The sequence below is a fragment of the Novosphingobium sp. SG754 genome, from assembly GCF_013149315.1.
Lineage (GTDB): Bacteria > Pseudomonadota > Alphaproteobacteria > Sphingomonadales > Sphingomonadaceae > Novosphingobium > Novosphingobium capsulatum.
The window spans coordinates 88,197-113,491 of the sequence record NZ_JABGCC010000005.1 but is presented as its reverse complement, the minus strand read 5'-3'; the positions used below and the strand labels follow the sequence as shown (position 1 = coordinate 113,491).

Annotated in this window: 18 protein-coding genes; 9 read left to right on the top strand and 9 right to left on the bottom strand. The window is 66.5% G+C overall.

Annotation, left to right across the window (positions count from 1 at the left end; translation table 11 throughout):
* Nucleotides 1–2 precede the first annotated feature (2 nt).
* On the bottom strand, nt 3–944 hold the full coding sequence (locus tag FHW97_RS13650) for an isoaspartyl peptidase/L-asparaginase family protein (RefSeq protein WP_168351915.1): 942 nt from the start codon (nt 942–944) through the stop codon (nt 3–5).
* A 50-nt stretch (nt 945–994) separates the two neighbouring features.
* Here FHW97_RS13650 and FHW97_RS13645 point away from each other — a divergent pair, with 50 nt between their 5' ends.
* Nucleotides 995–1,459: a GNAT family N-acetyltransferase gene (locus FHW97_RS13645; RefSeq protein WP_168351914.1), complete on the top strand. Its 465-nt coding sequence runs from the start codon at nt 995–997 to the stop codon at nt 1,457–1,459.
* A 123-nt stretch (nt 1,460–1,582) separates the two neighbouring features.
* Here FHW97_RS13645 and FHW97_RS13640 read toward each other — a convergent pair whose 3' ends face one another.
* The 6 genes from FHW97_RS13640 to FHW97_RS13615 form a co-directional block, all read right to left on the bottom strand.
* Nucleotides 1,583–2,515: an electron transfer flavoprotein subunit alpha/FixB family protein gene (locus tag FHW97_RS13640; protein ID WP_171799249.1), complete on the bottom strand. Its 933-nt coding sequence runs from the start codon at nt 2,513–2,515 to the stop codon at nt 1,583–1,585.
* Complete coding sequence (locus FHW97_RS13635) at nt 2,515–3,261, bottom strand: electron transfer flavoprotein subunit beta/FixA family protein (protein WP_169048733.1); 747 nt, start codon at nt 3,259–3,261, stop codon at nt 2,515–2,517. The genes FHW97_RS13640 and FHW97_RS13635 overlap by 1 nt, the downstream gene beginning before the upstream one ends.
* Nucleotides 3,262–3,343: 82 nt before the next feature.
* The gene (locus tag FHW97_RS13630; protein ID WP_168353235.1) at nt 3,344–5,365 is read right to left on the bottom strand and encodes an acetyl/propionyl/methylcrotonyl-CoA carboxylase subunit alpha; all 2,022 of its coding nucleotides are present in this window, start codon (nt 5,363–5,365) and stop codon (nt 3,344–3,346) included.
* Between the two features lie 17 nt (nt 5,366–5,382).
* Nucleotides 5,383–7,629: a methylmalonyl-CoA mutase gene (gene scpA, locus FHW97_RS13625; RefSeq protein WP_168353236.1), complete on the bottom strand. Its 2,247-nt coding sequence runs from the start codon at nt 7,627–7,629 to the stop codon at nt 5,383–5,385.
* Entirely contained in the window at nt 7,616–8,053 is a 438-nt protein-coding gene (gene mce, locus FHW97_RS13620; RefSeq protein ID WP_168353237.1) for a methylmalonyl-CoA epimerase, read from the bottom strand. The genes scpA and mce overlap by 14 nt, the downstream gene beginning before the upstream one ends.
* Before the next feature lie 16 nt (nt 8,054–8,069).
* The gene (locus FHW97_RS13615; protein WP_168353238.1) at nt 8,070–9,596 is read right to left on the bottom strand and encodes an acyl-CoA carboxylase subunit beta; all 1,527 of its coding nucleotides are present in this window, start codon (nt 9,594–9,596) and stop codon (nt 8,070–8,072) included.
* A gap of 135 nt (nt 9,597–9,731) precedes the next feature.
* Here FHW97_RS13615 and FHW97_RS13610 point away from each other — a divergent pair, with 135 nt between their 5' ends.
* The 8 genes from FHW97_RS13610 (at nt 9,732) to FHW97_RS13575 (ending at nt 23,217) form a co-directional block, all read left to right on the top strand.
* The gene (locus tag FHW97_RS13610) at nt 9,732–11,141 is read left to right on the top strand and encodes a short-chain fatty acyl-CoA regulator family protein (protein WP_168353239.1); all 1,410 of its coding nucleotides are present in this window, start codon (nt 9,732–9,734) and stop codon (nt 11,139–11,141) included.
* Between the two features lie 204 nt (nt 11,142–11,345).
* Nucleotides 11,346–11,819: a hypothetical protein gene (locus tag FHW97_RS13605; protein WP_168353234.1), complete on the top strand. Its 474-nt coding sequence runs from the start codon at nt 11,346–11,348 to the stop codon at nt 11,817–11,819.
* On the top strand, nt 11,819–12,583 hold the full coding sequence (locus FHW97_RS13600) for a cellulose synthase operon protein YhjQ/BcsQ (RefSeq protein WP_054131825.1): 765 nt from the start codon (nt 11,819–11,821) through the stop codon (nt 12,581–12,583). Before FHW97_RS13605 ends, FHW97_RS13600 begins: the two co-directional genes overlap by 1 nt.
* Nucleotides 12,580–17,037: a UDP-forming cellulose synthase catalytic subunit gene (gene bcsA / locus FHW97_RS13595; protein WP_168353240.1), complete on the top strand. Its 4,458-nt coding sequence runs from the start codon at nt 12,580–12,582 to the stop codon at nt 17,035–17,037. The genes FHW97_RS13600 and bcsA overlap by 4 nt, the downstream gene beginning before the upstream one ends.
* Nucleotide 17,038: 1 nt before the next feature.
* A complete protein-coding gene (locus FHW97_RS13590) occupies nt 17,039–20,671 on the top strand; it encodes a cellulose biosynthesis protein BcsC (protein ID WP_168353241.1) in 3,633 nt (1,210 codons plus the stop codon).
* The gene (gene bcsD / locus FHW97_RS13585) at nt 20,671–21,135 is read left to right on the top strand and encodes a cellulose biosynthesis protein BcsD (RefSeq protein ID WP_022674485.1); all 465 of its coding nucleotides are present in this window, start codon (nt 20,671–20,673) and stop codon (nt 21,133–21,135) included. The genes FHW97_RS13590 and bcsD overlap by 1 nt, the downstream gene beginning before the upstream one ends.
* Entirely contained in the window at nt 21,125–22,177 is a 1,053-nt protein-coding gene (locus FHW97_RS13580) for a glycosyl hydrolase family 8 (protein WP_022674484.1), read from the top strand. Before bcsD ends, FHW97_RS13580 begins: the two co-directional genes overlap by 11 nt.
* Nucleotides 22,178–22,329: 152 nt before the next feature.
* Nucleotides 22,330–23,217 carry a TIGR00730 family Rossman fold protein gene (locus FHW97_RS13575; protein WP_022674483.1) on the top strand — a complete coding sequence of 296 codons (888 nt, stop codon included), beginning with the start codon at nt 22,330–22,332 and terminating at the stop codon, nt 23,215–23,217.
* Nucleotide 23,218: 1 nt separating this feature from the next.
* Here FHW97_RS13575 and thiD read toward each other — a convergent pair whose 3' ends face one another.
* Both thiD and FHW97_RS13565 read right to left on the bottom strand, forming a co-directional pair.
* On the bottom strand, nt 23,219–23,974 hold the full coding sequence (gene thiD, locus FHW97_RS13570; RefSeq protein WP_168353242.1) for a bifunctional hydroxymethylpyrimidine kinase/phosphomethylpyrimidine kinase: 756 nt from the start codon (nt 23,972–23,974) through the stop codon (nt 23,219–23,221).
* Between the two features lie 10 nt (nt 23,975–23,984).
* The gene (locus tag FHW97_RS13565; protein WP_168353243.1) at nt 23,985–25,283 is read right to left on the bottom strand and encodes an NRAMP family divalent metal transporter; all 1,299 of its coding nucleotides are present in this window, start codon (nt 25,281–25,283) and stop codon (nt 23,985–23,987) included.
* Between the last annotated feature and the right edge of the window lie 12 nt (nt 25,284–25,295).

Here is a 25,295-nt window from a genome sequence, read left to right as displayed (position 1 = left end):
CGTTATTCCCCGGTGAAGATTGCCACGTCGGCCCGGCCGGTGTGATCGGCAAAGCCGCGATAGAGACCCTTGGTGTTGAACGCGTGGGTGAGGTTGCCCTGCGCGTCGACCGCGATAATGCCGCCCACGCCGCCCATCTCGCCCACTTCGCCCAGCACGGCTTGCGTTGCGTCGGCCAGGCTTTCGCCGGCCAGGCGCACGCGCGCGGCGATTTCGTGGCCCACGCCCACGCGGATGAACACCTCACCCGTGCCGGTGCACGACACCGCGCAGGCGCGGTTGTCGGCATAGGTGCCCGCGCCGATCACCGGCGAATCGCCGATGCGGTTCCAGCGCTTGCCGGTCAGGCCGCCGGTGGATGTCGCGGCAGCCACATTGCCTTGCGCGTCGCAGGCCACTGCGCCCACCGTGCCGAACTTGAGATCGGCATCGAACCAGCCGTCCTTGCGGGCCTTGAACTCGTGCAGCTGGCGGCGGCGCTCGTCGGTGGCGAACCAGGCCGGGTCCACCTCCTCCATGCCGTGGTCACGGGCAAATTCCTCGGCCCCGCTCCCGGCCAGGAACACGTGCGGCCCCTGTTCCATCACCGTGCGCGCCAAGCGCACCGGGTTGCGCGTGCGGGTGACGGCGCAGACCGAGCCTGCCGCGCGGGTGCGCCCGTCCATGATCGCGGCGTCGAGTTCGTTGGTTTCGTGATAGGTGAAGACCGCGCCGCGCCCGGCGTTGAAATGCGCGTCATCCTCCAGCGCGCAGACAGCGGCGGTAACGGCATCGATCGCCGTGCCACCGGCGCGCAGCACGGCCGTGCCGGCGTCCAGCGCCTGGGCCAGCGCCGCGCGATAGTCGGCGGCCATGGCCTCGTCCATGATTTCAGGAGACATGGCGCCAGCGCCGCCATGGATGGCCAGGCTCCAGCGCGAAGAGGAATACGTTGCTTCGGTCATGCTGGCGGCGATAGCAGATGCAACCGGTTTGGCCAGATGGAGCGCGTGCAATGCCTGAGGTGACGATACGCCAGGATGATCTTTCCGGTGCGGCGATCCAGGCGCTGGTGGCGCTGCACCTGGGCGGCATGCATGCCCATTCTCCGGCGTGCAAGGTCCACGCCCTGCCGCTCGATGCGCTGCGCGCGCCCGGCGTCACGTTCTTTTCCGCCTGGGTGGGCGATGATCTGGCGGGAATGGGCGCGCTCAAGATGCTGGCAGGCGATCACGGCGAACTCAAATCGATGCGCGTGGCGCCGCAATGGCTGGGGCAGGGGATCGGCAAGGCCATGCTGCGCCATCTGCTCGCGACGGCGTGGGCAATGGGCATGGCGCGGGTCAGCCTGGAAACCGGGCGCGGTGCGGCGTTCGAACCGGCCATCGCGCTCTATCGCGCCCACGGCTTCGTGCCTTGCGCGGCGTTTGCCGATTATGTGGTGGATGATTTCAGCCAGTGCCTGACGCTGGCTTTGTGAGGGAGCTTGCCTGAAACATGCCCTCCCCTAACCCCTCCCGCAGCGGGAGGGGAACATAAAAAAACCCCTCCTCTTCAGAGGAGGGGGTTTGGGGGTGGTGGAAACCGTGAGCGATCTATCGGCTCAAAGCTTGCCCACCAGCTCCGGCACGGCGGTGAACAGGTCGGCCACCAGGCCCACGTCGGCCACCTGGAAGATCGGCGCGTCTTCATCCTTGTTGATGGCGATGATGGTCTTTGAGTCCTTCATGCCGGCAAGGTGCTGGATCGCCCCGGAAATCCCCACCGCGACATAGACCTGCGGCGCCACGATCTTGCCGGTCTGGCCGACCTGGTAATCGTTGGGCACATAGCCGGCGTCCACTGCCGCGCGGCTCGCGCCGATCGCGGCGCCGAGCTTGTCGGCCAGCGGGGTGATCGTCGCGGCAAAGGTTTCCGCGTCCTTCAAGGCGCGGCCGCCCGAGACGATGATCTTGGCGCTGGTCAGTTCGGGACGCTCGCTCTTGGCGATTTCCGCGCCGACGAAGCTGGAGAGGCCAGCATCGCCTGCACCGCTCACAGCCTCGACCGCAGCGCTGCCGCCGCTCGCGTCCGCCTTGGCGAAGGCCGTCGCGCGCACCGTCACTACCAGCTTGGCATCGCTCGATTCGACCGTGGCGATGGCATTGCCGGCATAGATCGGCCGGGTGAAGGTCTTGGGCCCTTCGACCGAGAGAATGTCGGATACCTGCGCCACGTCGAGCAGCGCGGCGACGCGCGGCGCGACGTTCTTGCCGGTGGTCGTGGCCGGCGCCACGAACGCGTCATGGTCGGCCATCAGCCCGGCGACGAGCGGAGCGACGTTTTCGGCCAGCGCATGGGCATAGGCGGCGTCATCGGCCTTGAGCACGGCGGCCACGCCGGCGATCTGCGCAGCGGCCTGGGCCACGCCATCGATGCCTTCGCCCGCGACCAGCGCGACCACGTCGCCAAGCTGGCCCGCTGCCGTCACCGCGCTCAGCGTCGCGTCCTTGATGGCCGCGCCGTCATGCTCGACCCAGAGAAGAACCTTACCCATCACGCGACTCCCAGTTCCTTGAGCTTGGCCACCAGCGCATCGACATCGGCCACCTTGACGCCGGCGGCGCGGACCGGCGGCTCGGCCACTTTCAGCGTCTTGAGGCGCGGCGCCACATCGACGCCGAGGTCCGCCGGGGTCTTGGTGGCGAGCGGCTTGGACTTGGCCTTCATGATGTTGGGCAGCGAGGCATAGCGCGGTTCGTTCAAGCGCAGGTCGGTGGTCACCACTGCCGGCAGCGCCAGCTTGACCGTTTCCAGGCCGCCATCGATCTCGCGCTTGACGATCAGGTGATCGCCTTCGACGCTGACTTCATTGGCAAAAGTGCCCTGCGGCCGGCCGAGCAGCGCGGCGACCATCTGGCCAACCTGGTTCGAATCGTCGTCGATCGCCTGCTTGCCGGTGATGATCAGGCCCGGCTGTTCCTCGCCGGCGATCGCCGTCACGATCTTGGCCACCGCCAGCGGCTCGACCTCGTCATCGCTCTGCACCAGGATCGCGCGGTCCGCACCCATCGCCAGCGCCGTGCGCAGCGTATCCGTCGCCTTCGCCGGCCCCACCGACACCGCCACGATCTCGCTCACCACGCCCTTTTCCTTCAGGCGAATGGCTTCCTCGACCGCGATCTCGTCGAACGGGTTCATGCTCATCTTCACGTTCGCCAGCTCGACACCCGTGCCATCCGCCTTCACCCGCGGCTTCACGTTGTAGTCGATCACCCGCTTCACGCAGACCAGGGCTTTCATTGCACTCATGCCTTTCCCAACGGTTTCGCCGTCCTGTAATTCACGCTTACGTAAACGTCAACTAGCCTTCCTGGCAGGCGGTTCATTCCATCTCGAGGATGATCGCGTCCACCGCCAGGCTTTCGCCGGCCTTGGCACGCACTGCTTTGACTTTGCCGCTCTTTTCGGCGCGCAGAATGTTTTCCATCTTCATCGCCTCGACCACGGCAAGCGGCTGCCCCGCTTCCACGCTGTCGCCTTCGGCCACGTTGAGTGAAACCAGCAGGCCGGGCATCGGGCAGATCAGGAAGCGCGAGAGATCGGGCGGCACCTTTTCGATCATGTGCGTGGCATAGGGCGCCACGCGGGCGGGCAGGACCTGCACCTTGTGGATCGCGCCGCGCGTGGTCAGTTGGAAACCGCTGCGCGTCGGCTTGACCTTCACGCCCAGCACCGCGCCGTCCACCTCAGCCTCTACCAGCGTATCGCCGGGGGTATATTCCATCGCCAGATCGAGCGGCGTGCCATCGACGGTAACCTCGTCACCTGCCAGCGCCACGGCGAAAACCTGGCCACCCAAGGTGACCGACCATGCCGATGGCGGCCGCAGCCGCTTGCCCAACTGGCCATCCACCCGCCGGGCGCGATCGGCCCGCGCCGTCGCCAGGAACGCGGCAATGCCCGCCAGCGCGCGCTGCAGGGCTTCGTCGGCGGGGGCGCCGTGGAACCCTTCGGGATATTCCTCGGCAATGAAGCCAGTGGTGAGTTCGCCCGAACGGAAGCGCGGATGCTGCATGATCGCGCTGACGAAATCGATGTTGTGACCAAGGCCCTCGATCTCGAACGCGTCGAGCGCGGCGACCTGGCGATCGGCGGCCTCGTCGCGCGTCTTGCCCCAGGTGACCAGCTTGGCGATCATCGGATCGTAGAACATCGAGACTTCGCCGCCTTCATAGACGCCGTCGTCCACGCGCACGCCGTCCACCCCGCGCCGGCCATTGGCCTGGCCATCGTCGGTCCAGCCGGCAAGCGGCGGGCGATAGCGCACCAGGCGCCCGGTGGAGGGCAGGAAGCCGCGATAGGGATCTTCGGCATAGACGCGGTTTTCGATCGCCCAGCCATCGATGCCGATATCATCCTGCGTGAAAGCCAGCTTTTCCCCGGCGGCTACGCGGATCATCTGTTCGACCAGGTCGATCCCGGTGATCGCCTCGGTAACCGGGTGTTCCACCTGAAGGCGCGTATTCATTTCCAGGAAGTAGAAAGACTTGCCCGTCTTGTCCGCGCCCGAGACGATCAGTTCGACCGTGCCGGCGGAATAATAGCCCACCGCGCGCGACAGGGCGACGCACTGTTCGCCCATGGCCTTGCGCATTTCCGGGCTGACGAAGGGCGAGGGGGCTTCCTCCACCACCTTTTGATGGCGGCGCTGGATCGAGCATTCACGCTCGTTCAGGTAGAGAATGTTGCCGTGCTGGTCGCCCAGGATCTGGATTTCGATGTGGCGCGGGTTCTCGATGAACTTTTCGATGAACACGCGATCGTCGCCAAAGGAATTGAGCCCTTCGCGCTTCACGCTTTCAAAGCCCTCGCGCACGTCCTTTTCGGAAAAGGCCAGGCGCATGCCCTTGCCGCCACCGCCGGCCGAAGCCTTCATCATCACCGGATAGCCGATGTCGTTGGCAATGCGCACGGCATGGTCGGTATCGTCAATCTCGCCGACATAGCCGGGAACGACGTTGACGCCGGCGGCCTTGGCCAGCTTCTTGGATTCGATCTTGTCGCCCATCGCGGCGATCGCGCCGACGGGCGGCCCGATGAACGCGATGTTTTCGGCGGCCAGCGCCTCGGCAAAGCTGGTGCGTTCCGACAGGAAGCCATAGCCTGGATGCACCGCCTCGGCCCCGGTGGCCTTGCACGCGGCAATGATCTTGTCGGCGATCAGATAGGATTGCGCGGCCGGCGCCGGGCCGATGTGCACGGCTTCATCGGCCATCTGCACGAACGGCGCGCGCGCGTCGGCGTCGGAATAGACGGCCACGGTGGCAATGCCCATGCGGCGCGCGGTCTTGATCACGCGGCAGGCGATTTCGCCGCGATTGGCGATAAGGATCTTCTTGAACATCGTCCTCTCCCGTCCCGTCACGCGTCGAGCGGCGGCATGTTGTGGCCCAGCAGGCGCAGCATATCGGCAGCGCATTCCACCACGTTCGATCCCGGGCCATAGATGCCCTGGACCCCGGCTTCGCGCAGGAAATCATAATCTTGCGGCGGGATCACGCCGCCCGCCACCACCTTGATGTCACCCCGCCCAGCTTCGCGCAGACGCGCGATGAGTTCGGGGATCAGCGTCTTGTGCCCAGCCGCCAGGGACGAGGCGCCGATCGCGTCCACGTCGGTGGCAAGCGCCAGCACGCAGGTTTCTTCCGGCGTCTGGAACAGGGGGCCGCTGGTCACGTCAAAGCCCATGTCGCCAAAGGCCGAGGCAATGACATTGGCGCCGCGATCGTGGCCGTCCTGGCCCATCTTGGCGACCAGCATGCGGGGCTTGCGACCCAAGCGCCGGGTCACGGCCTCGACGCCCTCGATCACCTGGGCATAGCGCTTGTCGGCCGCGTAGGCCGCGCCATAGACACCCTTGACCGGGGTGGGCGTGGTGCCGTGGCGGCCGAACACCGCCTCCATCGCATCGGAAATCTCACCCAGCGTGGCGCGATGGCGCGCGGCTTCGACGGCCAGGGCGAGGAGGTTGTGGGTGAGATCGGGGGTGGTTTGGATAGGCCCTTCGACAGGCTCAGGGCGAACGGTGTTCTGTTCCGCACCGTCCGTGATGGGGAAATCTTGTTTCTCCCCATCCGTTCGGGCTGAGCTTGTCGAAGCCCCCGCGCGCGCCGCCTCTGTAATGGCCTTGAGCGCAGCCTGCACGGCAGCTTCGTCGCGGCTGGCGCGCACCGCGTTGATGCGGGCGATCTGGCCGGCGCGCACGGCGTGGTTGTCCACTTCGAGCGTTTCGATGCGGTCTTCGATGGCGAGGCGATACTTGTTGACGCCGACGATCACATCTTCGCCCTTGTCGACGCGGGCCTGGCGGGCGGCGGCAGCTTCCTCGATCATCGCCTTGGGCCAGCCGGCGGCCACGGCCTTGGCCATGCCACCTTCGGCCTCGACGCGCTCGATGATGGCCCAGGCCTGGTCGACCAATTGTTGGGTCAGGGCTTCGATGTAGTACGACCCGCCGAGCGGATCGACCACGTTGCACATGCCCGTTTCTTCCTGGATCACGATCTGGGTGTTGCGGGCGATGCGCGCGGAAAAGTCGGTCGGCAGCGCGATCGCTTCATCGAGCGCATTGGTGTGCAGCGACTGCGTGCCGCCCAGCATCGCCGCCATCGCCTCGATCGTGGTGCGGATGACGTTGTTGTAGGGGTCCTGCTCCTGCAGGCTGACGCCCGAGGTCTGGCAGTGGGTACGCAGCATCTTGCTGCGCTCGTCCTTGGCGCCCAGTTGCGTCATCGCGCGGTGCCACAGCACGCGGGCGGCGCGCAGCTTGGCCACTTCCATGAAGAAGTTCATGCCGATGGCAAAGAAGAACGACAGCCGCCCGGAGAACCTGTCGATGTCGAGACCCGAGGCGACGCCGTACTTCACATATTCCATGCCATCGGCGATGGTGAAGGCCAGTTCCTGCACCTGCGTGGCGCCGGCTTCCTGCATGTGATAGCCGGAAATCGAGATCGAATTGAACTTGGGCATCCGTGCCGAGGTGAAGGCAAAGATGTCCGAGATGATCCGCATCGAGGGTTCGGGCGGATAGATATAGGTGTTGCGGACCATGAACTCCTTCAGAATGTCGTTCTGAATGGTTCCGTCCAGCTTTTCGGTGGGAACGCCCTGTTCCTCGCCCGCGACTATGAAGAATGCCAGGATCGGGATCACCGCGCCGTTCATCGTCATCGACACCGACATCTGGTCGAGCGGGATGCCGTCGAACAGGATCTTCATGTCCTCGACGCTGTCGATCGCCACGCCGGCCTTGCCCACGTCACCCACCACGCGCGGATGGTCGCTGTCATAGCCGCGATGGGTGGCCAGATCGAACGCCACCGACAGGCCCTTTTGCCCGGCGGCCAGGTTGCGGCGATAGAACGCGTTGGATTCCTCGGCCGTGGAGAAGCCGGCATATTGCCGGATCGTCCAGGGGCGGCCGGCATACATGCTGGCGCGCACGCCGCGCGTGAACGGGGCAAAGCCGGGCAGGCCGGGGTCTGTCGCCACGTCATCGGCGGTATAGAGCGGCTTGACCACGATGCCTTCGGGCGTGTGCCAGGTGAGGTCCTTGCCCTTCACCTCCTTGGCGGCGAGGGCTTCCCAGTCTTTAATGGTCCCCACGGGGCGTCTCCATGATTTCGGTCAGCTGGCCCAGCATATCCTTGGGGTGCAGGAAGAAAATCGGGGTGCCGTGGGCACCGATCCGCGTGGGGCCGAGGATGCGCTTGCCCTGCGCGGTGAACCACGCGCGCGCGGCCTCGATGTCTTCCACCTCGTAGCACAGGTGGTGCTGCCCGCCGGCCGGGTTCTTGGCGATGAAACCGGCGATCGGGCTGGTTTCGCCCAGCGGTTCGATCAGTTCGATCTGCGTGCCAGCCGTGCCCGCTGCGCCCGGCGTGTTGACGAAAGCCACCTTCACGCCCTGCTCGGGCATGTCGAACGGCGCGGTGATCAGGCTCGCGCCCATCACGTCGCGATAATAGGCGATGGCGTCCTCCATCGAGGGCACCGCCACGCCAACGTGGTTCAAACGACCAAGCTTCATGGGATTGCGTGCCTTCTTACAGCGGAATGTTGTCGTGCTTCTTCCACGGGTTTTCGAGTTGCTTGCCGCGCAGCTTGCGCAAGCCCAGCGCGATGCGCCGGCGCGTGGAATGCGGGTGGATCACCTCGTCGACAAAGCCCTTGCTCGCGGCCACGAACGGGTTGGCAAAGCGGTCTTCGTATTCCTTGGTCTTGGCCGCGATCTCTTCGGGGCCAAGCCCGCGGAAGATGATTTCCACTGCGCCCTTGGCGCCCATGACCGCGATTTCGGCCGTGGGCCAGGCATAGTTCAAATCACCGCGCAGGTGCTTGGACGCCATCACGTCATAGGCGCCGCCATAGGCCTTGCGCGTGATCACGGTGATCTTGGGCACGGTGGCCTCGCCATAGGCGAACAGCAGCTTGGCACCGTGCTTGATGATGCCGCCCAATTCCTGCGCGGTGCCGGGCAGGAAACCGGGCACGTCGACAAAGGTCAGGATGGGAATGTCGAACGCATCGCAGAACCGCACGAAGCGCGCGGCCTTCTTGGACGAGTTGATATCGAGCACGCCGGCCAGCACCAGCGGCTGGTTGGCCACCACGCCCACGGTGCGCCCTTCGATCCGGCCGAAGCCGCACAGGATATTGGCCGCGTGGCCCGGCTGGATTTCAAAGAAATCGCCCTCGTCCAGCACCTTGGTGATCACCTCGCGCATGTCGTAAGGCTGGGTGGGCGAGGCCGGGATCAGCGTGTCGAGGCTTTCATCCAGGCGGTCCCACGGGTCGGACGTGGGCCGCTCGGGCACGCCGGTGCGGTTGGTGAGCGGCAGGTAATCGAAGAATTCGCGCGCCGTCAGCAGCGCCTCGATATCGTTTTCCAGCGCCAGGTCGGCCACCGAGGTCTTGGTCGAATGCGTGATCGCGCCGCCCAGTTCCTCTTGCGTGACGATCTCGTTGGTCACCGTCTTGACCACGTCGGGGCCGGTGACGAACATATAGCTGGAATCCTTCACCATGAAGATGAAGTCGGTCATCGCCGGGGAATAGACGGCGCCGCCCGCGCACGGCCCCATGATCAGCGAGAGCTGCGGCACCACGCCTGAGGCCAGCACGTTGCGCTGGAAAATCTCGGCATAGCCGCCGAGCGAGGCGACACCTTCCTGAATGCGCGCGCCGCCCGAATCGTTGATGCCGATCACCGGCGCGCCCACTTTCAGCGCCATGTCCATGATCTTGCAAATCTTCATCGCGTGGCGTTCGGACACCGCGCCACCGAACACGGTAAAGTCCTGCGAAAACACGAAGACCAGGCGGCCATTGATGGTGCCCGATCCGGTCACCACGCCATCGCCGGGAATGGTGTTTTCTGGCATGCCGAAATCGACGCAGTTGTGCTCCACATAGGCGTCGATCTCTTCGAAGCTGTCTTCGTCGAGCAGGATGTCGAGCCGCTCGCGCGCGGTCAGCTTGCCCTTGGCGTGCTGGGCATCGATCCGGCGCTGGCCGCCACCCAGGCGCGCGGCGGCGCGGCGGCGTTCCATCTCGGCAATGTTGGCTGACATGGCATCTCTCGCTTTGCAAGTTTGCAGAATTGGCTCCGCGATGCCGTAGGGCGGCGGCGCTGTCCAATGTTAATCTGTAAAGTTGCGAAGCGATACTTTGCAAAGCGCGGGCTGCGTGATAGCCCGCATGGCACCATGGCACGCCGTCCTCTCTTTGCCGGGCAACCCTTGCGCGCGCTGCGCCAGCGCCGCGCCCTGCGCCAGGCCGATATGGCCGGCATGCTCGGCATCAGCGCGTCCTATCTCTCGCAACTGGAAAACGACGAGCGGCCGCTGACGCCCGCGCTGACCGACACGCTGATGGCAACGTTCCCGGTCGATTGGGCAGACCTGGCGCCGCCCGCGGCCGATGACTTGGCCGAGGCACTGCGCGGGGCGCTGGCCGATCCGCATCTCTCTGCCAGCCCGCCGGGCGAACAGATCGAGCGGCTGGCCCGGCAGTTTCCCGATCTGGCGCGGCAGGTGGTGCAGTTGCACGGGCTCTATACGCAAACCCGCCAGAGGCTCGACATGATGGACGAGACCATCGGCGCGAGCCTGGCCGCGGGCGGGCGCCTGCCGTGGGAGGAAGTGCGCGACTGGTTCCACCATGCCGGCAACTATGTCGATGCGCTCGATCGCGGGGCCGAAGACCTGGCGGCGCGGATCGGGCAGGGCGAGCCGTCGCCCGATATTGCCCAGATGCAGGCCTGGCTGGCGGGCGAAGGGGTGAGCGTGGTGTGGCGCGGCGGCGGCCCGGTGCGGCGCTATGATGCGCCGCGCCGCACGCTCACGCTCGATTCCACCCAGCCGCTCGAATCCAGCCGGTTCCAGCTTGCCTATCAGGTCTGCGCCATTGCGCTGGCCGATGCGATCGCGCAGATCGTGGCGCATGCGCCCCTGCGCAGCGAAGCGGCGCGGCACCTTTTGGCGGTGGGCCTGGGCAACTATGCCGCTGGCGCGCTGACCATGCCCTATACCGCCTTTGCCCAGGCGGCGCGGGTCCTGCGCCATGATGTCGATCGGCTGCGCCAGCCGTTCCACACCAGTTTCGAGCAGGTGTGCCACCGCCTGTCCACGCTGCAACGCCCGCAGGCGCGCGGCATTCCGGTGTTCTTCTGCCGGGTGGACATGGCCGGCAACGTGACCAAGCGCCATTCCGCCACGCGGCTGCAGTTCGGCCGCTATGGCGGGGCCTGCCCCTTGTGGATCGTGCACGAGGCGGTGGCCATTCCCGATCGCATTCACGTGCAACTGGCCGAAATGCCCGATGGCGTGCGCTATGTCTCGATCGCCAAGGGCCTGGTGAAGCCATCGGGTTCCTATTACCGCCCGTCGCGCCGCTATGCCGTGGCGCTGGGTTGTGAAGCGGCGCTGGCCAGCGAGTTCGTCTATGCCGACGGGCTCAACCTGGCGAGCGACGAGGCGGTGGCGCGGATCGGTGCATCGTGCCGCACTTGCCCGCGCGATACCTGCGACCAGCGGGCATTTCCGCCCAGCGACCGGGCCATTGCCGTCGATCCGGCGCAGCGCGATCGCGTGCCCTACCGCATCGTCACGGGTTAGGCGGCGTGGCGAATCGGTCCTTTCCTGGCCTGGGTTGACGCCATGCCCGGCGGGCCGGTTGGTCACATTAGGGTCGATTAATTTTCGTTACCGTGACAAAACCTCGCAAAACCGGGGGGTTTCTGGCATGTGGCGGGGGATGCGAAGGTATTTGTTAACCATTGTCTGCAAGACCTCTAGAGAGATTACTAAGGGGTTTGGGCTATGCGGGCAGATGCAAAGGTCTTGTTGGATCGGTTGGGGAAAAGCGATTTTCGCTATCGCGAATTCGTCGACCGCTTCGCCGATCTGGAAAGCTGGCCGATCTTCGAGGCGCTGCTCAAGGATCCGCGCATCATGCCGCAGGACGATGCCTCGGCCATCGCAGCGGCCATGCCGGGTGACAGCGCCCGCCTGCCCGCGCCCCGCGCCCAGGCTCGTCCCGAGATCCGCCCTGAAGCTCGTGCCGAAGCCCGCCCCGAACAAGCCCCGGTGGCCGCTGCGATGACGCCAGCTGAGCGTGTTGCCGAGCCTGTGGCCGCCCCGGTGGCGGTTGCCCCATCCGATCCCGTGCCGCTGCCGACCAAGCCTGCCGCCACGCCCAGCCTGTTTGGCCGCTATGGCCGCCCCGATCGCGCCCAGAACATCCGCTCGCTGCTGCAGCGCCTGTCCGATGCGGTCGAAGGGGGAGACGCCTGATGGCCCTGATCCTGTTCCACAGCCCGCGCGGCGGCACTGGCACGTCGTTCCTGGCGGCCACCACCGCGATCGCCCTGTCGCGCGCCGGCCACGATGTCACCGCGCTCGATCTGGCGCAGAGCGGCACGCTGCAGCTGCACTTCGGGATCGGCCCGGGTGAAGCGCTGCCCCCGCTCGATGCCCCGGCCGAGGATACGGCCAGCGCATCGGTTCAGGGTGTGGCGCTGCGTAGCGCGGCTGCCCTGGCCCGCCAGCCCGATTTTGCCGAAGCGCTCGCCAAGGGCGAGATCGGCTTTGGCGGCGAGCAGCTGTTCGTGGCCGACATTTCCAGCGCCGATCGCCACTTGCGCGATCTGCTGCTGCCCTATGCCGTGCTGGAAATCTGCCCGCTGACGGCGACCGCCGAATGCCTGATGATGCTGCCGGCGGTCAACGATACCGGTCTGGCCAAGACCCGCTTCGTGATGAGCATGGTGGAAGACACCCGTCGCTTTGCCCGCCATTCGGTGGGCTTCCTGCGCGAACTGCTGGGCGATCGCCTGCTCGGCCAGGTGCGCCGCGACGAGGCAGTGATCGAGGCCGGCGCCATGCTTCAGCCGCTGGGCCGCTATGCCCCGCACAGCGCAGCCCTGGCTGATACCATCGCGCTGGGCGAATGCGTGGCCGAACTGATTGCCGAAATCCTGGATGACGAGGGCGCCGACCTGCCCGAAGACGATGCCGCCGCACCCGCTGGCCAGACCGGAAAGAACCGCGCCGCATGATCGCCTTGTTCCGCAATCCCGCAAACCTCCTGCGGCTGGGCACGTTCGTCCTGCTGGCGCTGACCGCGCTGGTGGTGATCGGCGTGCCGCTTGATCTCAAGCAGCAGTGGATGCTGGCCGGCGGAACGATCGTGGGCATGATGGCGCTGTCGCGCTGGAAATCGCGCAAGGGCTCGCTGGCGATCGGCATCCTCGCGATCATCACGTCCACCCGCTATATCTTCTGGCGCACCACGCAGACGCTGTCGTTCGGCACGCCGCTGGAATTCCTTTTCGGCACCGGGCTTTACCTGGCCGAACTTTATGCGTGGGTGCTGCTGATCCTGGGTTTTCTGCAGACCACCTGGCCGCTGGAGCGCCCGGTTGCGGAAATCGAGGGCGAGCCCGACACCTGGCCGACGGTGGACGTCTATGTCCCCACTTATAACGAGAGCCTGGATATCGTGCGCAACACCGTGTTCGCCGCGATGGACATGGATTACCCGCACGACCGCTTCAACGTCTATATCCTGGACGACGGCCGCCGCCCCGAATTCCGCGCCTTTGCCCGCGAGGCCGGCTGCGGCTACATCACGCGCGACAACAACCTGCACGCCAAGGCGGGCAATCTCAACGCGGCGATGAAGAAGACCGAGGGCGAACTGATCGCGATCTTCGATTGCGACCACGTGCCCACGCGCGCCTTCCTGCAGCTGACCGTGGCCTATTTCCAGAAGGAGCGGAAGCTGGCGCTGATGCAGACGCCGCACTTCTTCTATTCGCCCGATCCGGTGCAGCGCAACCTGGCCACGGCCAAGCACATGCCGGGCGAAGGCGATCTGTTCTATGGCCCGGTGCAGGGCGGCAACGACCTGTGGAACGCCACGTTCTTCTGCGGCAGCTGCGCGGTGATCCGCCGCGAGGCGCTGATGGAAACCAACGGCTTTGCCGGCGAAACGGTGACCGAAGACGCGCACACCGCCTTGAAGCTGCAGCGCACCGGCTGGTCCACCGCCTATATCAGCGCGCGCCTTTCGGCGGGCCTGGCCACCGAGCGCCTGGTGCTACACATCGGCCAGCGCATCCGCTGGGCGCGCGGGATGACGCAGATCCTGCGCATCGAGAACCCGCTGCTCGGCCCCGGCCTCAAGTGGCAGCAGCGCCTGTGCTATCTCAATGCGATGCTGCACTTCCAGTTTCCGCTGCCGCGCATTTGCTTCCTGACCAGCCCGCTTGCCTACCTGATCTTTGGCCAGAACATCATCGCCGCGTCGGCCTCGCTGATCTTTGCCTATGCCGCGCCGCACCTGTTCTGCTCGCAGGTCACCTCGGAACGCTCGCAGGCCGGCGAACGCCGCCCGTTCTGGGGCGAGGTCTATGAAACGATCCTGGCCTTCCACCTGGTAGCGCCCACGGTGATGACCTGGTTCAACCCGCGCAAGGGCAAGTTCAACGTGACCGACAAGGGCGACCTGCTCGATCGCACGTTCTTCGACTGGGCCATCGTCAAGCCGCACATGATCTGCATGGCCACGATCGTGTTCGGCATCCTGCTGGCGATCGGCAAGCGCGTTTTCTTCCAGCACCTGTTCAACGTGCAGCTCGATACCCTGGCGCTCAACGTCGCCTGGGCCACCTTCAGCCTGATCATCCTGACCGCAGCCGTGTCGGTGGCGCGCGAAACCCGGCAGGCCCGCCAGACCATCCGCGTGACTGCCGAACTGCCTGTCGCCGTTCACTTTTCCTCGGGCCATGTGGTGGATGGCACCACGATCGACATCTCGATGGGCGGGGCCGCGATCGAACTGCCGCCCGAACTGCCGGTGGGCGATGCCACGGTGACCGATATCGTCCTGGCGATGGGCGATGATCGTCTGGCCGTGCCGGTGGAAACCGTGCGCCGCACGCGTGGCCGTGCGTTTGTCCGCTATCAGCCGCTTGACACACTGGGCCAGCGTAGGCTTGTTCGTGCCGTTATGGGACGGGCGGACGCCTGGCAGCGCTCCGCGCCGCCAGAGATTGTGCCTGGCTTGCGTTCGCTGAGGGATATTCTGGTGGTCGATGGCTTGACGATCAAGCGCCTGCTCTTGCTCAATCGTGCCGAACGCAAGGCCGCCAAGGAAGAGCAGCGCCGTCTTGCCGAAGCGGCCAAGCTGGCGCGCGCGGCCGAGGAAAAGGCCAAGGCCGACGCCAAGCTGGCCGAAGGGCAGGGCAAGCGCAAGAAGCGCGCCAGCCTGGCTGCTGCCGCCGCGATGCTCCTGGCCATGCCGCTGGTGGGCACGCTGCTTGCCCCGCAGCAGGCCCAGGCCGCCACGACGCCGGCCGGCGCTGCGCCCGCCGCTGCCGCCTCGGGCGGCGGCGTTTCGCGTGAACGGCTGACGCTCAAGGACCTGCGCATCAAGAACGCCGTGCGGCTCCAGGGCACGCGTGGCGAAATCTCCATTCCGTTCGGCGTGCGCAAGAACCAGGTGGTGACCGATGCGTCGATCACCCTGCAACTGGCCTGGTCGCCGGCGATGCTGGGCGATCTCTCGCAGTTGGTCGTGCTGGTGAACGGCGAAGTGGTGCAGACCGTGCCGCTGCGCCCGCAGGATTCTGGCGGCCAGGTGCTGACCCTGCCGATCAACCCCGCGCTGTTCCTGCCCGGTGACAACCAGTTGAACCTGCGCCTCATCGGGCACTATGCCCGCGATTGCGAAGACCCGTTCAATTCGGTGCTCTGGGCCAATGTCAGCAACACGCGCTCGTGGCTGGATCTGACCACCCAGGCCCTGCCCAACGTGCCCGACCTGTCGCACCTGCCCGGGCCGTTTTTCGATCGTGCGCTCAACACCACGCTCAAGATGCCGTTCGTGTTTGCCGGCCAACCCCACAAGGGTGAGCTTGAGGCATCTGCCGCCATGGCCGGCTGGCTGGGCTCTATGGCCAGCTATCGCGGCTTTTCGTTCCAGCCACTCTTTGGGCAGATGCCCATGGGCAACGCGATCGCCTTCCTCAAATCGGGGCAGAGCCTGCCCGGTCTCAACATGACGGTCAGCGGCCCTTCGGCCGCCGTCGTGCGTAACCCGCGCGATCCCTATGGCACCGTGCTGGTGATCATGGGTCGCGACGATGGCGAACTGCGCCTGGCGGCTGCTGCGGTCTCGTCGGGCCGCGGCGTGTTTGGCGGGGCGCGGATGAATTTCGATGGCGCCCGCGTGCCCAGCTATCCGCGTTATGGCGCGCCGCGCTGGATCACCACCGATCACGCCGTCAAGCTGGGCGAGATCATGGAGCCCTATGCGCTCCAGGGCATGGGCCTGCCACCTGGCCCGCTGACGGCGCGCTTTCGCGTGGCGCCGGACCTGTTCTTCTGGCCGCGCCAGGGCGGCACGCTCAACCTTATCTATCGCTATCCGCTGGCCAAGTGGATGGATCGCAAGGCCTCGCGCCTTGATATTTCGATCAACAGCCAGTTCCTCAAGACCCTGCCGCTGGCCGGCAGCTGGTGGAGCGACTGGTTCGGGTCGAAGGGCGCCAACAGCTTTGACGGTTCGGCCAGCCTGACCCTGCCGCGCTACAACCTGTTCGGGCAGAATGATCTGGTCTTCGATTACAACCTGATCCTGGCCGACAAGCAGAAGTGCACCGGCACGCTGCCCGACAACGTGCGCGTGGCGGTCGATCCGGCCTCGACCATCGATCTCAGCCACGCCTATCATGCGCTGGAAATGCCCGACCTCGCCACGTTTGCAGGTGCGGGCTATCCCTTCACGATCCGCCCCGACCTGGGCGAAACGACCGTGCTGATGAGCCGCAATCCCACGCCGGCCTCGGTCCAGGCATTCCTCAACCTGATGGGCCGGTTTGGCGACAGCACCGGGATCGCCCCCACCGGGGTGACCGTGGCCGATGGCGTCGATCCCGATCGGCTGTCGAGCCAGGATATCCTGGTGATCGGCAGCTCGGCGATCGCCGGGGCTGGCCAGGTCTTTGCCAATGCGCCGCTGCATTGGGATGGGCACGGGCTAAAAGTGGCCGAAAAAAGCCCGCTGCAGTATGTTTCCGCGCTGTTTTCCGATCGTGGCCTCACCAACGAGGCCGATGTCGAGCCGATGATCCACGCTGCGCGCGGGTTTGCCGGCATCGTCAGCTTCCAGTCTCCCTATGCGTCGGATCGCACGGTGGTGGCGCTGGTGGCCGATGATGCGGCCGATCTGCCCCCGCTGGTCGATGGCATGGCCGATTCCAAGATCAACGCCCAGATCCAGGGTGACCTCTCGGTCGCCACGGGCGATGGCATGTCCAGCTTTGCCATCGGGTCCACCTATTGGGTCGGCAGCCTGCCGATCTGGATGAAGGTGGCGTTCTGGTTCAGCCAACGCCCCTTGCTCATGGCGTTCGGCACGCTCATTCTGGCATTGGGGCTCACTGGCCCAGCTTACGCCTATTTCCGCCGCCAGGCTCGCCTGCGTCTGGGTGCAAAGGATGAATGAGATGTCCGCGCCGCTGCCTTCTTCCCGTGCTGCTGTTGCCATCCTGCTGGCCTCGAGTGCCTCGCTGGCCTTGCCCCAGGTGGCATTTGCCGATGTGCCCGGGGTAAAGGCCCTGATTGCACAGGGGCTGTATTGGAAGGGTAAGGGGCGCCAGGATCTGGCGGATCAGGCGCTGCGCCGCGCGCTGGCGCTTGATCCCGGCAATGTCGAGGCGCGCCGCGCTCTGGCCGGGGGTGGAGCGCCCGCCGCTGCACCCAAGGCGCAACCTGCCAAGCAGCCCGCAGCCAAGCCCGCCCCGCGCCCGACCGTGGCGCGGGCCGCGCCGCGTCCGCAGCCGCGCCCGGCCGAGCGCGTGGCGGAAAAGGCACCGCCGCCTGCGGCCAACCCGCGCCAGCGCGCCGCCGACAATGCCGGCAAACAGCGCATGGCCGGGTTCGATGCGCTGGATGACAACAACCTGGATGCGGCCGCCAGCCGTTTCCAGAAGGCGCTGGGCGTCAACCGCAACGATGGTGATGCGCTGGGTGGCCTGGGCATCGTGCGCCTGCGTCAAAGCCGCTTTGCCGAAGCGCGCGATCTGTTGGAACAGGCCTCGCGCCAGCCCAATCCCGGCCGCTGGGCCGAGGCACTGTCTGCCGCGCGGTTCTATGCCGGCATGGACGAGGCGCGCAATCTTCTGGCCCGTGGCCAGACCGACCAGGCCCAGGCTGCGGCCGAGGCGCTGGTGCGCTCTGGCTTTGGCCAGCCGGGGCCGGCGCTCGAACTGCTCGCCGATATCTATGAACGCCAGGGCCGCTATGCCGACGCGGCCGATTTCTATCGCCAGGCCGGCGAGGTGAGCGGCACGCAGACCGACCAGCGCCTGCAGAGCCGCGCCGCGCGTGGCCGCGCGCTGGCTGCCGTGGCGCGCGGCGATGACGTGACGGCCGAGCAGGAATTCCAGGGCGGGCTGATGCTCGATCAGAGCGATCCGTGGATTCGCTATGAGTTTGCCCGCTTCCTGATCCGCCATGGCCGCAGCGTCGAAGCCGAATCGCTGATCAACACGCTGACCCAGTCGGGCGATCCCGATGCGCTTTATGCCGCCGCGCTGATTGATTCCGATCTGGGCCGCCATGCTGCCGCCGAATCGCTGATCGATCGCATTCCCGAAACCCAGCGCACCCCGGCGATGCGCAACTTTGCCCTGGGGGTGAAGACCGACAGCGCGATCGAGCGGGCCAAGGCCATGGCCGCTGGCGGCCAGCGCGAGCAGGCCGTGGCGGCGCTGCGCCAGCTGGGCGCGATCAAGACGCTGCCCGCCGCACGCCGCGCCGCGATTGCCAGCGCGCTCTATGACCTGGGCGATGGCGTGGGCGCCGGGCAATATGCCCAGGCGGCGATGAGCGGCGATATCGCCGATCTCGACGGCTATGACGCGGTGGTGCGCGTGTTGGCCAAGACCGGTCGCGACGACCTGGCCCGTGCGGCCCTGCAAAAGGCGGCGGCGCTGGGCAATACTTCGCCCGAAGGCCAGCGCACGCTGGCGCGCATGTCGGCCGGGCTGGCAGTGGGCCAGGCCGATCGCCTGCGCCTCAATGGCCAGTTTGCCCAGGCGTTTGACGTGCTGCGCGGCGCCTGGGGTGCTGCGCCCGACAACCTGGAAATCATGGCGGCGCTGGCCCGGCTCTATCAATCGGGCGGCATGGCCGCGCGCGCGGCGCAGACCTTCCAGATCGTGCTGACGCGTGACGGGCGCAACCGCGATGCCCTGCTCGGCCTGGCGCAGACCGCCCAGGCCGCCGGCGACAAGGAACTGTCGCAAAGCGCGGCCAACCGCGCGTTGCAGGCCTTTCCGCAGGATTACCAGGTGCGCATGACTCTGGCCCAGGTGGCCCAGGCGCGCGGCGATCGCAGCGCTGCGGTGCGCCTGCTCAAGGAAGCGCGCGCGCTCTATTCGCGGCAAAGCGGCAGCAATGGCATCGATGCCTTTGGCGGCAATCCCTTTGCCGCCGATCCGATGGGCGTGGGCACGGGCAATCCGTTCCGCGATCAGCCGGCGATGCAGGCCCAGCCGCAGATCAATCCCTTTGCCCTGGGCAGCGGCACGCGCCTGCCCAGCGCGCAGATGGTGCCGATGAACAACGGCTTCGGCGCGCCCCCGGCCTATGCCGCACCCGCCAGCTATGCTGCGCCATCCTATGGCAACACGCCCGCCTATGCCACGCCGGTGGCGCAGAACGGTGGCTCGGTCATGGATGGTGCGGGTGGTGGTTATGCCACGCCGGCCGCCCAGAATTCCTATCAGGCCCAGAATTCCTACCCGGCCCAGAACACCTATCCGTCGCAACCTGCCTATCCGGCGCAGGGCACTTATGGCGCGCTGCCAAGCCCGGCCTTTGGCGGGCAGGGCTTTGGCACGGCGCCCGCGCCTGTCGGTTCCTCGCCGTTTGGCGATGCGGCAGCGCCATTGGCGGCTGGCGGCCCGGTCGATCCGGTGATGGCCAAGATTTCGGGCGATATCGCCTCGCTCACGCGTGAAAGCGGGCCGCGGGTCGACCTTGGCACCTCGTATCGCGAGCGCAAGGGTGAGACCGGGCTTTCGCAATTGAGCGACCTGCGCGGCTCTGCCGAGATTTCCACCGGGCTTGCCGGTGGCCGCGTGCATGCCCGCGCCGAAGCGGTGGTGCTCGATTCCGGCCGACCGACCGGATCGGGCCTGGCGCGCTTTGGCACCAATGCCACGATCGAGGCACAGGCCATCGTCGCGCAGAAAGCCTCTGCCCTGGTCCAGGCCGATACCCAGCACCGCTCGGGCGTGGGGCTCAGCGTGGGCTATGACAGCAGTGTGGTCAATGCCGATGTCGGCACGACGCCGCTGGGCATGGGCAAGACCCAGGTCTCGTTCCATGCTGGCGTCACGCCCGGCCTGGGCAATGGCGTGCAGGCGCAGGCCTGGGTGGAGCGCCGCCCAGTGACCGACAGCGTGATCGCCTATTCCGGCACGCGCGATCCGGTTACGGGGCAGACCTGGGGCCATGTCATGCGGCTGGGCGGCGGCGCCGGGCTGTCGGTCGATCGCAACGGCAGCGGCGCCTATGGCACGGTGGCCTACAACCGCTACAACGGCATCAACGTGCGCAAGAACCACGGCGTCGAAGCCAATGTTGGCGGCTACCTGCGGGTCTATCGCACCGAGCATTCGTCGCTCACCAGCGGGATCAACGTCAACTACCAGTCGTACGACAACCCGCAGAACTACTTCACCTATGGCCACGGCGGCTATTTCAGCCCGCAAAGCTTCCTCTCGGTCAGCTTTCCGGTGCGCTATGCCCTGGACAAGGACCAGCTGGCCGTGCGTGCCGCGGTCACCCCAGGCTATCAGAGCTATAACCAGAAAGACGCCGCGCTCTATCCCACCAACGATCCGCTGCAGGCCCAGCTCAACGCGCTCAAGGCCCAGGATAGCGACGTGCGCGCGCGGTATGACAGCCTCAGCAAGACCGGCTTCGCGCTCTCGGCCGAAGGATCGGTCTATTACCAGATCAGCCCGTCGACCCGCATCGGGGGCGAGGCCAGTTACAATACCTTTGGCAGCTATGACGAGCTTCGCTCGACCATCGGCATCCGCCAGAGTTTGGGAGCGACCAAATAATGTTTGAGGACCCGAAGACACCGCGCGTGTCCAGCGCGTTCCGAGCTTCGCCACCGGCCGGTGCCAGCTTTCTGGTGGCCATGATCGCGCGCGAGCTGTCGAGCGCGGCGACCGAAGAGCAGAGCCATGGCTTCTATGCCGCGGTGGGCAAGCGGATCGCCGCGGTGGTGCCGCTCGATGACGTGGAAGACCTCGGCACGATGACCACGCGCATCAATGCGCTGTGGGCCACGCTGGGCTGGGGCAGCGCCGTGGTGACGGTGGAAGACAGCGCCATCGTGGTGCGCCAGGACGGTCTCTATCCCGAAACCGAGGCCGAGATCGCCGAGCCGTGGAAAGCACTGCTGCCGCCCTTGATGGAGGGCACCTATGACACCTGGTTCCGCATGATGGGCAGCAGCATTGCCCTGACGACCACGGCCGAATGGAAGGGGCATACGCTTGCAATCAGACATGGCCGCTGATCGGATGAAGCGCCCGGCCGGCGCCGGGCAGAGTGAAGGAATTGATCGGCGCGGGTTCGGGTTCGGGTTGCTGGTGGCACTGACCGCCGCCTGCGCCCCGGGGCGACAGAGCAAGGCCATGGCCAGCAACGGCGATTGGGAAACGTTCAAGGCCCGCTTTCTCGATCCCTCGGGCCGGATCGTCGATCCGCAGAACGGCGGGATCAGCCATAGCGAGGGGCAGAGCTATGGCCTGGTCCTGGCCCTGGAGGCCGGCGACCGCGCCACGTTCGAGCTGATCGCGGACTGGACCAACGACAACCTGCTGCGCAGCGACGTGGCGCTGCATGCGTGGCGGTACGATCCGTCAAATCCTGACCACGTGCCCGATCGCAACAATGCCGCCGATGGCGATATCATGATCGCCTGGGCGTTGCAGCGCGCCGGGCAGCGCTGGGGCGTGGGGGAATGGCGCACGCGCTCTGCCGCGATCCGCGCCGCCATCCGCCAGCGCCTGGTCGTCGACCGCTTTGGCATGAAGCTGCTGTTGCCCGGACTGGAAGGCTTCCAGGCCAACGGGCGTGTCATCGTCAATCCATCCTATTTCATCTGGCCTGCCTTCACGAGCTTTGCCGAATGGGACGGGCCGGGCGTATGGCAGGCGCTGGCCGATGATGCCACGGCGATCGTGTCGCAGGCGCGCTTTGGCCAATATGGCCTGCCAGCCGACTGGGTGGAGGTGGCCGGCCCGGGCCGCTTTGCCCCGGCCCCCGGCCACGATCCGCGCTTTGGCTTTGACGCGATCCGCGTGCCGCTGTTCGCGCTTGCCGGCCATCGCGCCAGCCTGGTCCAGCCGGTGGCCAATTTCTGGCGGCAGTGCCTGGCGCAGGGGCAGCCGATCCCGGCGTGGATCGATCTCAATACCGGGGAGCGCGCCTCGTTCGCCGTGTCGAACGGCGGCGCGGCAATCGCCAGCAAGCTGATCGGCACGCGCCCGCCGCTGGGCCTGGCACCGGAATACTTTGGCGCGGCGCTGCAGATGCTGGTGGGCGCGCTGACCTGAACCAGGCGGCCTTGGGGGCTGGCCTGGCCGCCCCCACCCTGGTTTGCCAGAACATGGTTTGCCCGAACGTGGTTTCCAGGGGCCCAAGCAACCCACCGAAACAAACGCGGATGGGCTTGCCAACCACGCCGCGCACGCCCACTTTGCGGCAAATGACCGAAGAAGAAATCAACAACCAGCTCGTCAATCGTAAGTTCTACAAGGCCGAGCAGGAAGCCGGGTTCGCGCAAAGCCACCCCAAGACCACCCCCCAGCAGCAGGACCCGGCCTATCGCCTCGCGTTTGGCGATACCGACTTCCTGTTGCGCGAGGAACTGCGCCCGGTGCGCTTTCAGCTGGAACTGCTCAAGGCAGAAATGCTGCTGGAAGAGGCCGATATCGGCTCTACCCTGGTGATCTATGGCTCGGCCCGCATTCCCGCGCCCGAAGCGGTCGATGCCGCGCTGGCGACGGCCACCACGCCCGAACGCAAGGCCGTGGTCGAGCGCTTGGCCAGCAAGGCCAAGTATTATGAAGAGGCGCGCAAGCTGGCGCGCTACGCTTCGACCTGCGGCGTCGTGGAAGAAGGCAAGCGCCAGTTCGTGGTCTGCTCGGGCGGGGGCCCGTCGATCATGGAAGCGGCCAACCGCGGCGCGGTGGACGTGGGCGCGGATTCGATCGGTCTCAACATCGTGCTGCCGCACGAACAGGCGCCCAACCCCTATGTGACGCCGCACCTCTCGTTCCAGTTCCACTATTTCGCGCTGCGCAAGATGCACTTCCTGATGCGCGCGCGCGCCGTGGCGGTATTCCCCGGCGGCTTTGGCACGTTCGACGAATTCTTCGAACTGCTTACCCTGATCCAGACCGGCAAGATGAAGCCGATCCCCGTGCTGCTGTTCGGCGCGGATTACTGGAACAAGGTGATCAACTTCCGCGCCATTGCCGAGGAAGGCGTGATCAACTTCGAGGATCTCGACCTGTTCAAGCCGGTGGAAACCGCCGAGGAAGCCTGGAACGAGATCGTCAAGTTCTACGATCTCGACTGCGGTTGCGAGTAACCTAAACCCGCACCGCGTGATGGCCCATCGGGCCGTGCCCGGCGCCAAGCCCGGGTGCGGCCAGCAGCGCCGCGCGGACAAAGGCGCGGGCGCGGTCCACCGCCTGTTCCAGGCTGGCCCCGCGCCCCAGTTCGGTGGCGATCGCGCTCGACAGGGTGCAGCCCGTGCCGTGGCTGTGGCGCGTGGCAATGCGCGGCGCTTGCCACAGGCGCGGCGGCTGGCCGGGAATGACCAGGCGGTCTTCCACCACTGGCCCATCGGCATCGCCGCCCTTGGCCAGATAGGCAATGCCCCGCGCCGCCATGGCGGCGTCACCGCCCAGCGCGGCCAGTTCCGGCACATTGGGCGTGGTGAGCGTGGCGAGCGCCATCAGGCGTTCGAACGCGGCGATCGTGGCGGCATCGGCCAGCGCCGCGCCGCTGGTGGCGATCATCACCGGATCGAACACCACCGGCACGCCCAGCCCTTCCAGCCGATCCGCCACCACCGCCGCGATCTGTGGTGAGCCGAGCATGCCGATCTTGACCGCGTCCACGCCGATATCGCTGACGCAGGCATCGATCTGCGCGGCGACCATCTCGGGCGTGGTCGCGGCCACGGCGCTGACGCCCAGCGTGTTCTGCGCGGTCAGCGCGCAGATCGCCGTCATGGCAAAGCCGCCCAGCATGGTGATCGTCTTGATATCGGCCTGAATTCCGGCGCCGCCGCCGGAATCCGAACCGGCGATGGACAGGATGCGCGGGGGCGGGCTGTTCATCGCAGGTCTTTCACGCAAACAGGAACAGGACGGCCACCACCGTCATCGCCACGGTGGCCAGCCAGCCCACGGCCGCCAGCCGGCGCGAGATGACCAGGTGACCCATGGCGCGCGGGTTGCGGGCGATCAGCATCGTTACCACCATCAGCGGCGGGGCGAGCAAGCCATTGATCACTGCCGTCCAATAGAGCGCCCGCATCGGGTTGATGCCCACCATGTTGATGCCAAGGCCGGCAAAGGTGGCAAGCGCAATCGCGACGTAAAAGGCCCGTGCTTCACGCGGGGCGCGGTCGAGCCCTTCGTTCCAGCGCAAGGCCTCGCTCAGCGCATAGGCGGCAGAGCCGGCCAGCACCGGCACCGCCAGCAGCCCGGTGCCGATGATGCCCAGCGCGAACAGTGCAAAGGCCAGATCGCCGGCAAACGGCCGAAGCGCCATGGCCGCCTGATCGGCCGAGGTAATGTCGGTAATGCCATGGGCGTTGAGCGTGGCGGCGGTCGCCACGATGATGGCCAGCGCGGTAACATTGGAAAAGCCCATGCCCACCAGCGTATCGGCGCGAATACGGCGCAATTCCGGCGCGGCCCGGCGCGGGGCATCGTGCAGCGGCCGCGCCTGGCGGCGGCGCAATTCTTCCACCTCTTGCCCGGCCTGCCAGAAAAACAGGTATGGGCTGATCGTGGTGCCCAGCAGGGCCACCAGCCCTGACAGGAACGCATGGTCAAGCTGCACCGTCGGCACGACCACGTGATAGAGCGCGTCACCCCAGTCCATCGGCGTGACGATCAGCACCGCGATATAGGCAAACAGCGACAGCGTGGTCCATTTGAGCCAGCCGGCATAGCGGGCATAGGGCACGAACACTTCGGCCAGAACGCTGATCACGGCAAAGCCGAGGGTATAGAGCGGCAGCGGCCCCGGCAGCAGCAGGTGCAGCGCCGCAGCCATCGCGCCCAGGTCTGCCCCCAGGTTGATCACGTTGGCCACCACCAGCAGGCCGATCACGCCCGGCAGCAGCCAGCGCGGGTAGTGGCGCCGCACGTTGTCGGCAATGCCGCGCCCGGTGGTGGCGCCGATCCGTGCGCAGATTTCCTGGATTGCGGCCATCAGCGGATAGCTGAACAGCATGGTCCAGGTCAGCGTGTGGCCAAACTGCGCGCCCACCTGGCTATAGGTGCCGATGCCGCTGGGATCGTCATCGGCCGCGCCAGTGATCAGGCCAGGGCCCAAGGCGGTCAGCAGCGGCTTGTGCGCTGTTTCCGACGCTGACGGTTCGGGCGGGAATGGCTCTGGCGCGGGTGGCACGGTCATGCGCGGCGGCGG

Bases quoted from the DNA above. Each gene is read 5' to 3' on its own strand.
- FHW97_RS13650 (WP_168351915.1), bottom strand. From the start codon at position 944: ATGACCGAAGCAACGTATTCCTCTTCGCGCTGGAGCCTGGCCATCCAT.
- FHW97_RS13645 (WP_168351914.1), top strand. From the start codon at position 995: ATGCCTGAGGTGACGATACGCCAGGATGATCTTTCCGGTGCGGCGATC.
- FHW97_RS13640 (WP_171799249.1), bottom strand. From the start codon at position 2,515: ATGGGTAAGGTTCTTCTCTGGGTCGAGCATGACGGCGCGGCCATCAAG.
- FHW97_RS13635 (WP_169048733.1), bottom strand. From the start codon at position 3,261: ATGAAAGCCCTGGTCTGCGTGAAGCGGGTGATCGACTACAACGTGAAG.
- FHW97_RS13630 (WP_168353235.1), bottom strand. From the start codon at position 5,365: ATGTTCAAGAAGATCCTTATCGCCAATCGCGGCGAAATCGCCTGCCGC.
- mce (WP_168353237.1), bottom strand. From the start codon at position 8,053: ATGAAGCTTGGTCGTTTGAACCACGTTGGCGTGGCGGTGCCCTCGATG.
- FHW97_RS13615 (WP_168353238.1), bottom strand. From the start codon at position 9,596: ATGTCAGCCAACATTGCCGAGATGGAACGCCGCCGCGCCGCCGCGCGC.
- FHW97_RS13610 (WP_168353239.1), top strand. From the start codon at position 9,732: ATGGCACGCCGTCCTCTCTTTGCCGGGCAACCCTTGCGCGCGCTGCGC.
- FHW97_RS13605 (WP_168353234.1), top strand. From the start codon at position 11,346: ATGCGGGCAGATGCAAAGGTCTTGTTGGATCGGTTGGGGAAAAGCGAT.
- FHW97_RS13600 (WP_054131825.1), top strand. From the start codon at position 11,819: ATGGCCCTGATCCTGTTCCACAGCCCGCGCGGCGGCACTGGCACGTCG.
- bcsA (WP_168353240.1), top strand. From the start codon at position 12,580: ATGATCGCCTTGTTCCGCAATCCCGCAAACCTCCTGCGGCTGGGCACG.
- FHW97_RS13590 (WP_168353241.1), top strand. From the start codon at position 17,039: ATGTCCGCGCCGCTGCCTTCTTCCCGTGCTGCTGTTGCCATCCTGCTG.
- bcsD (WP_022674485.1), top strand. From the start codon at position 20,671: ATGTTTGAGGACCCGAAGACACCGCGCGTGTCCAGCGCGTTCCGAGCT.
- FHW97_RS13580 (WP_022674484.1), top strand. From the start codon at position 21,125: ATGGCCGCTGATCGGATGAAGCGCCCGGCCGGCGCCGGGCAGAGTGAA.
- FHW97_RS13575 (WP_022674483.1), top strand. From the start codon at position 22,330: ATGACCGAAGAAGAAATCAACAACCAGCTCGTCAATCGTAAGTTCTAC.
- thiD (WP_168353242.1), bottom strand. From the start codon at position 23,974: ATGAACAGCCCGCCCCCGCGCATCCTGTCCATCGCCGGTTCGGATTCC.
- FHW97_RS13565 (WP_168353243.1), bottom strand. From the start codon at position 25,283: ATGACCGTGCCACCCGCGCCAGAGCCATTCCCGCCCGAACCGTCAGCG.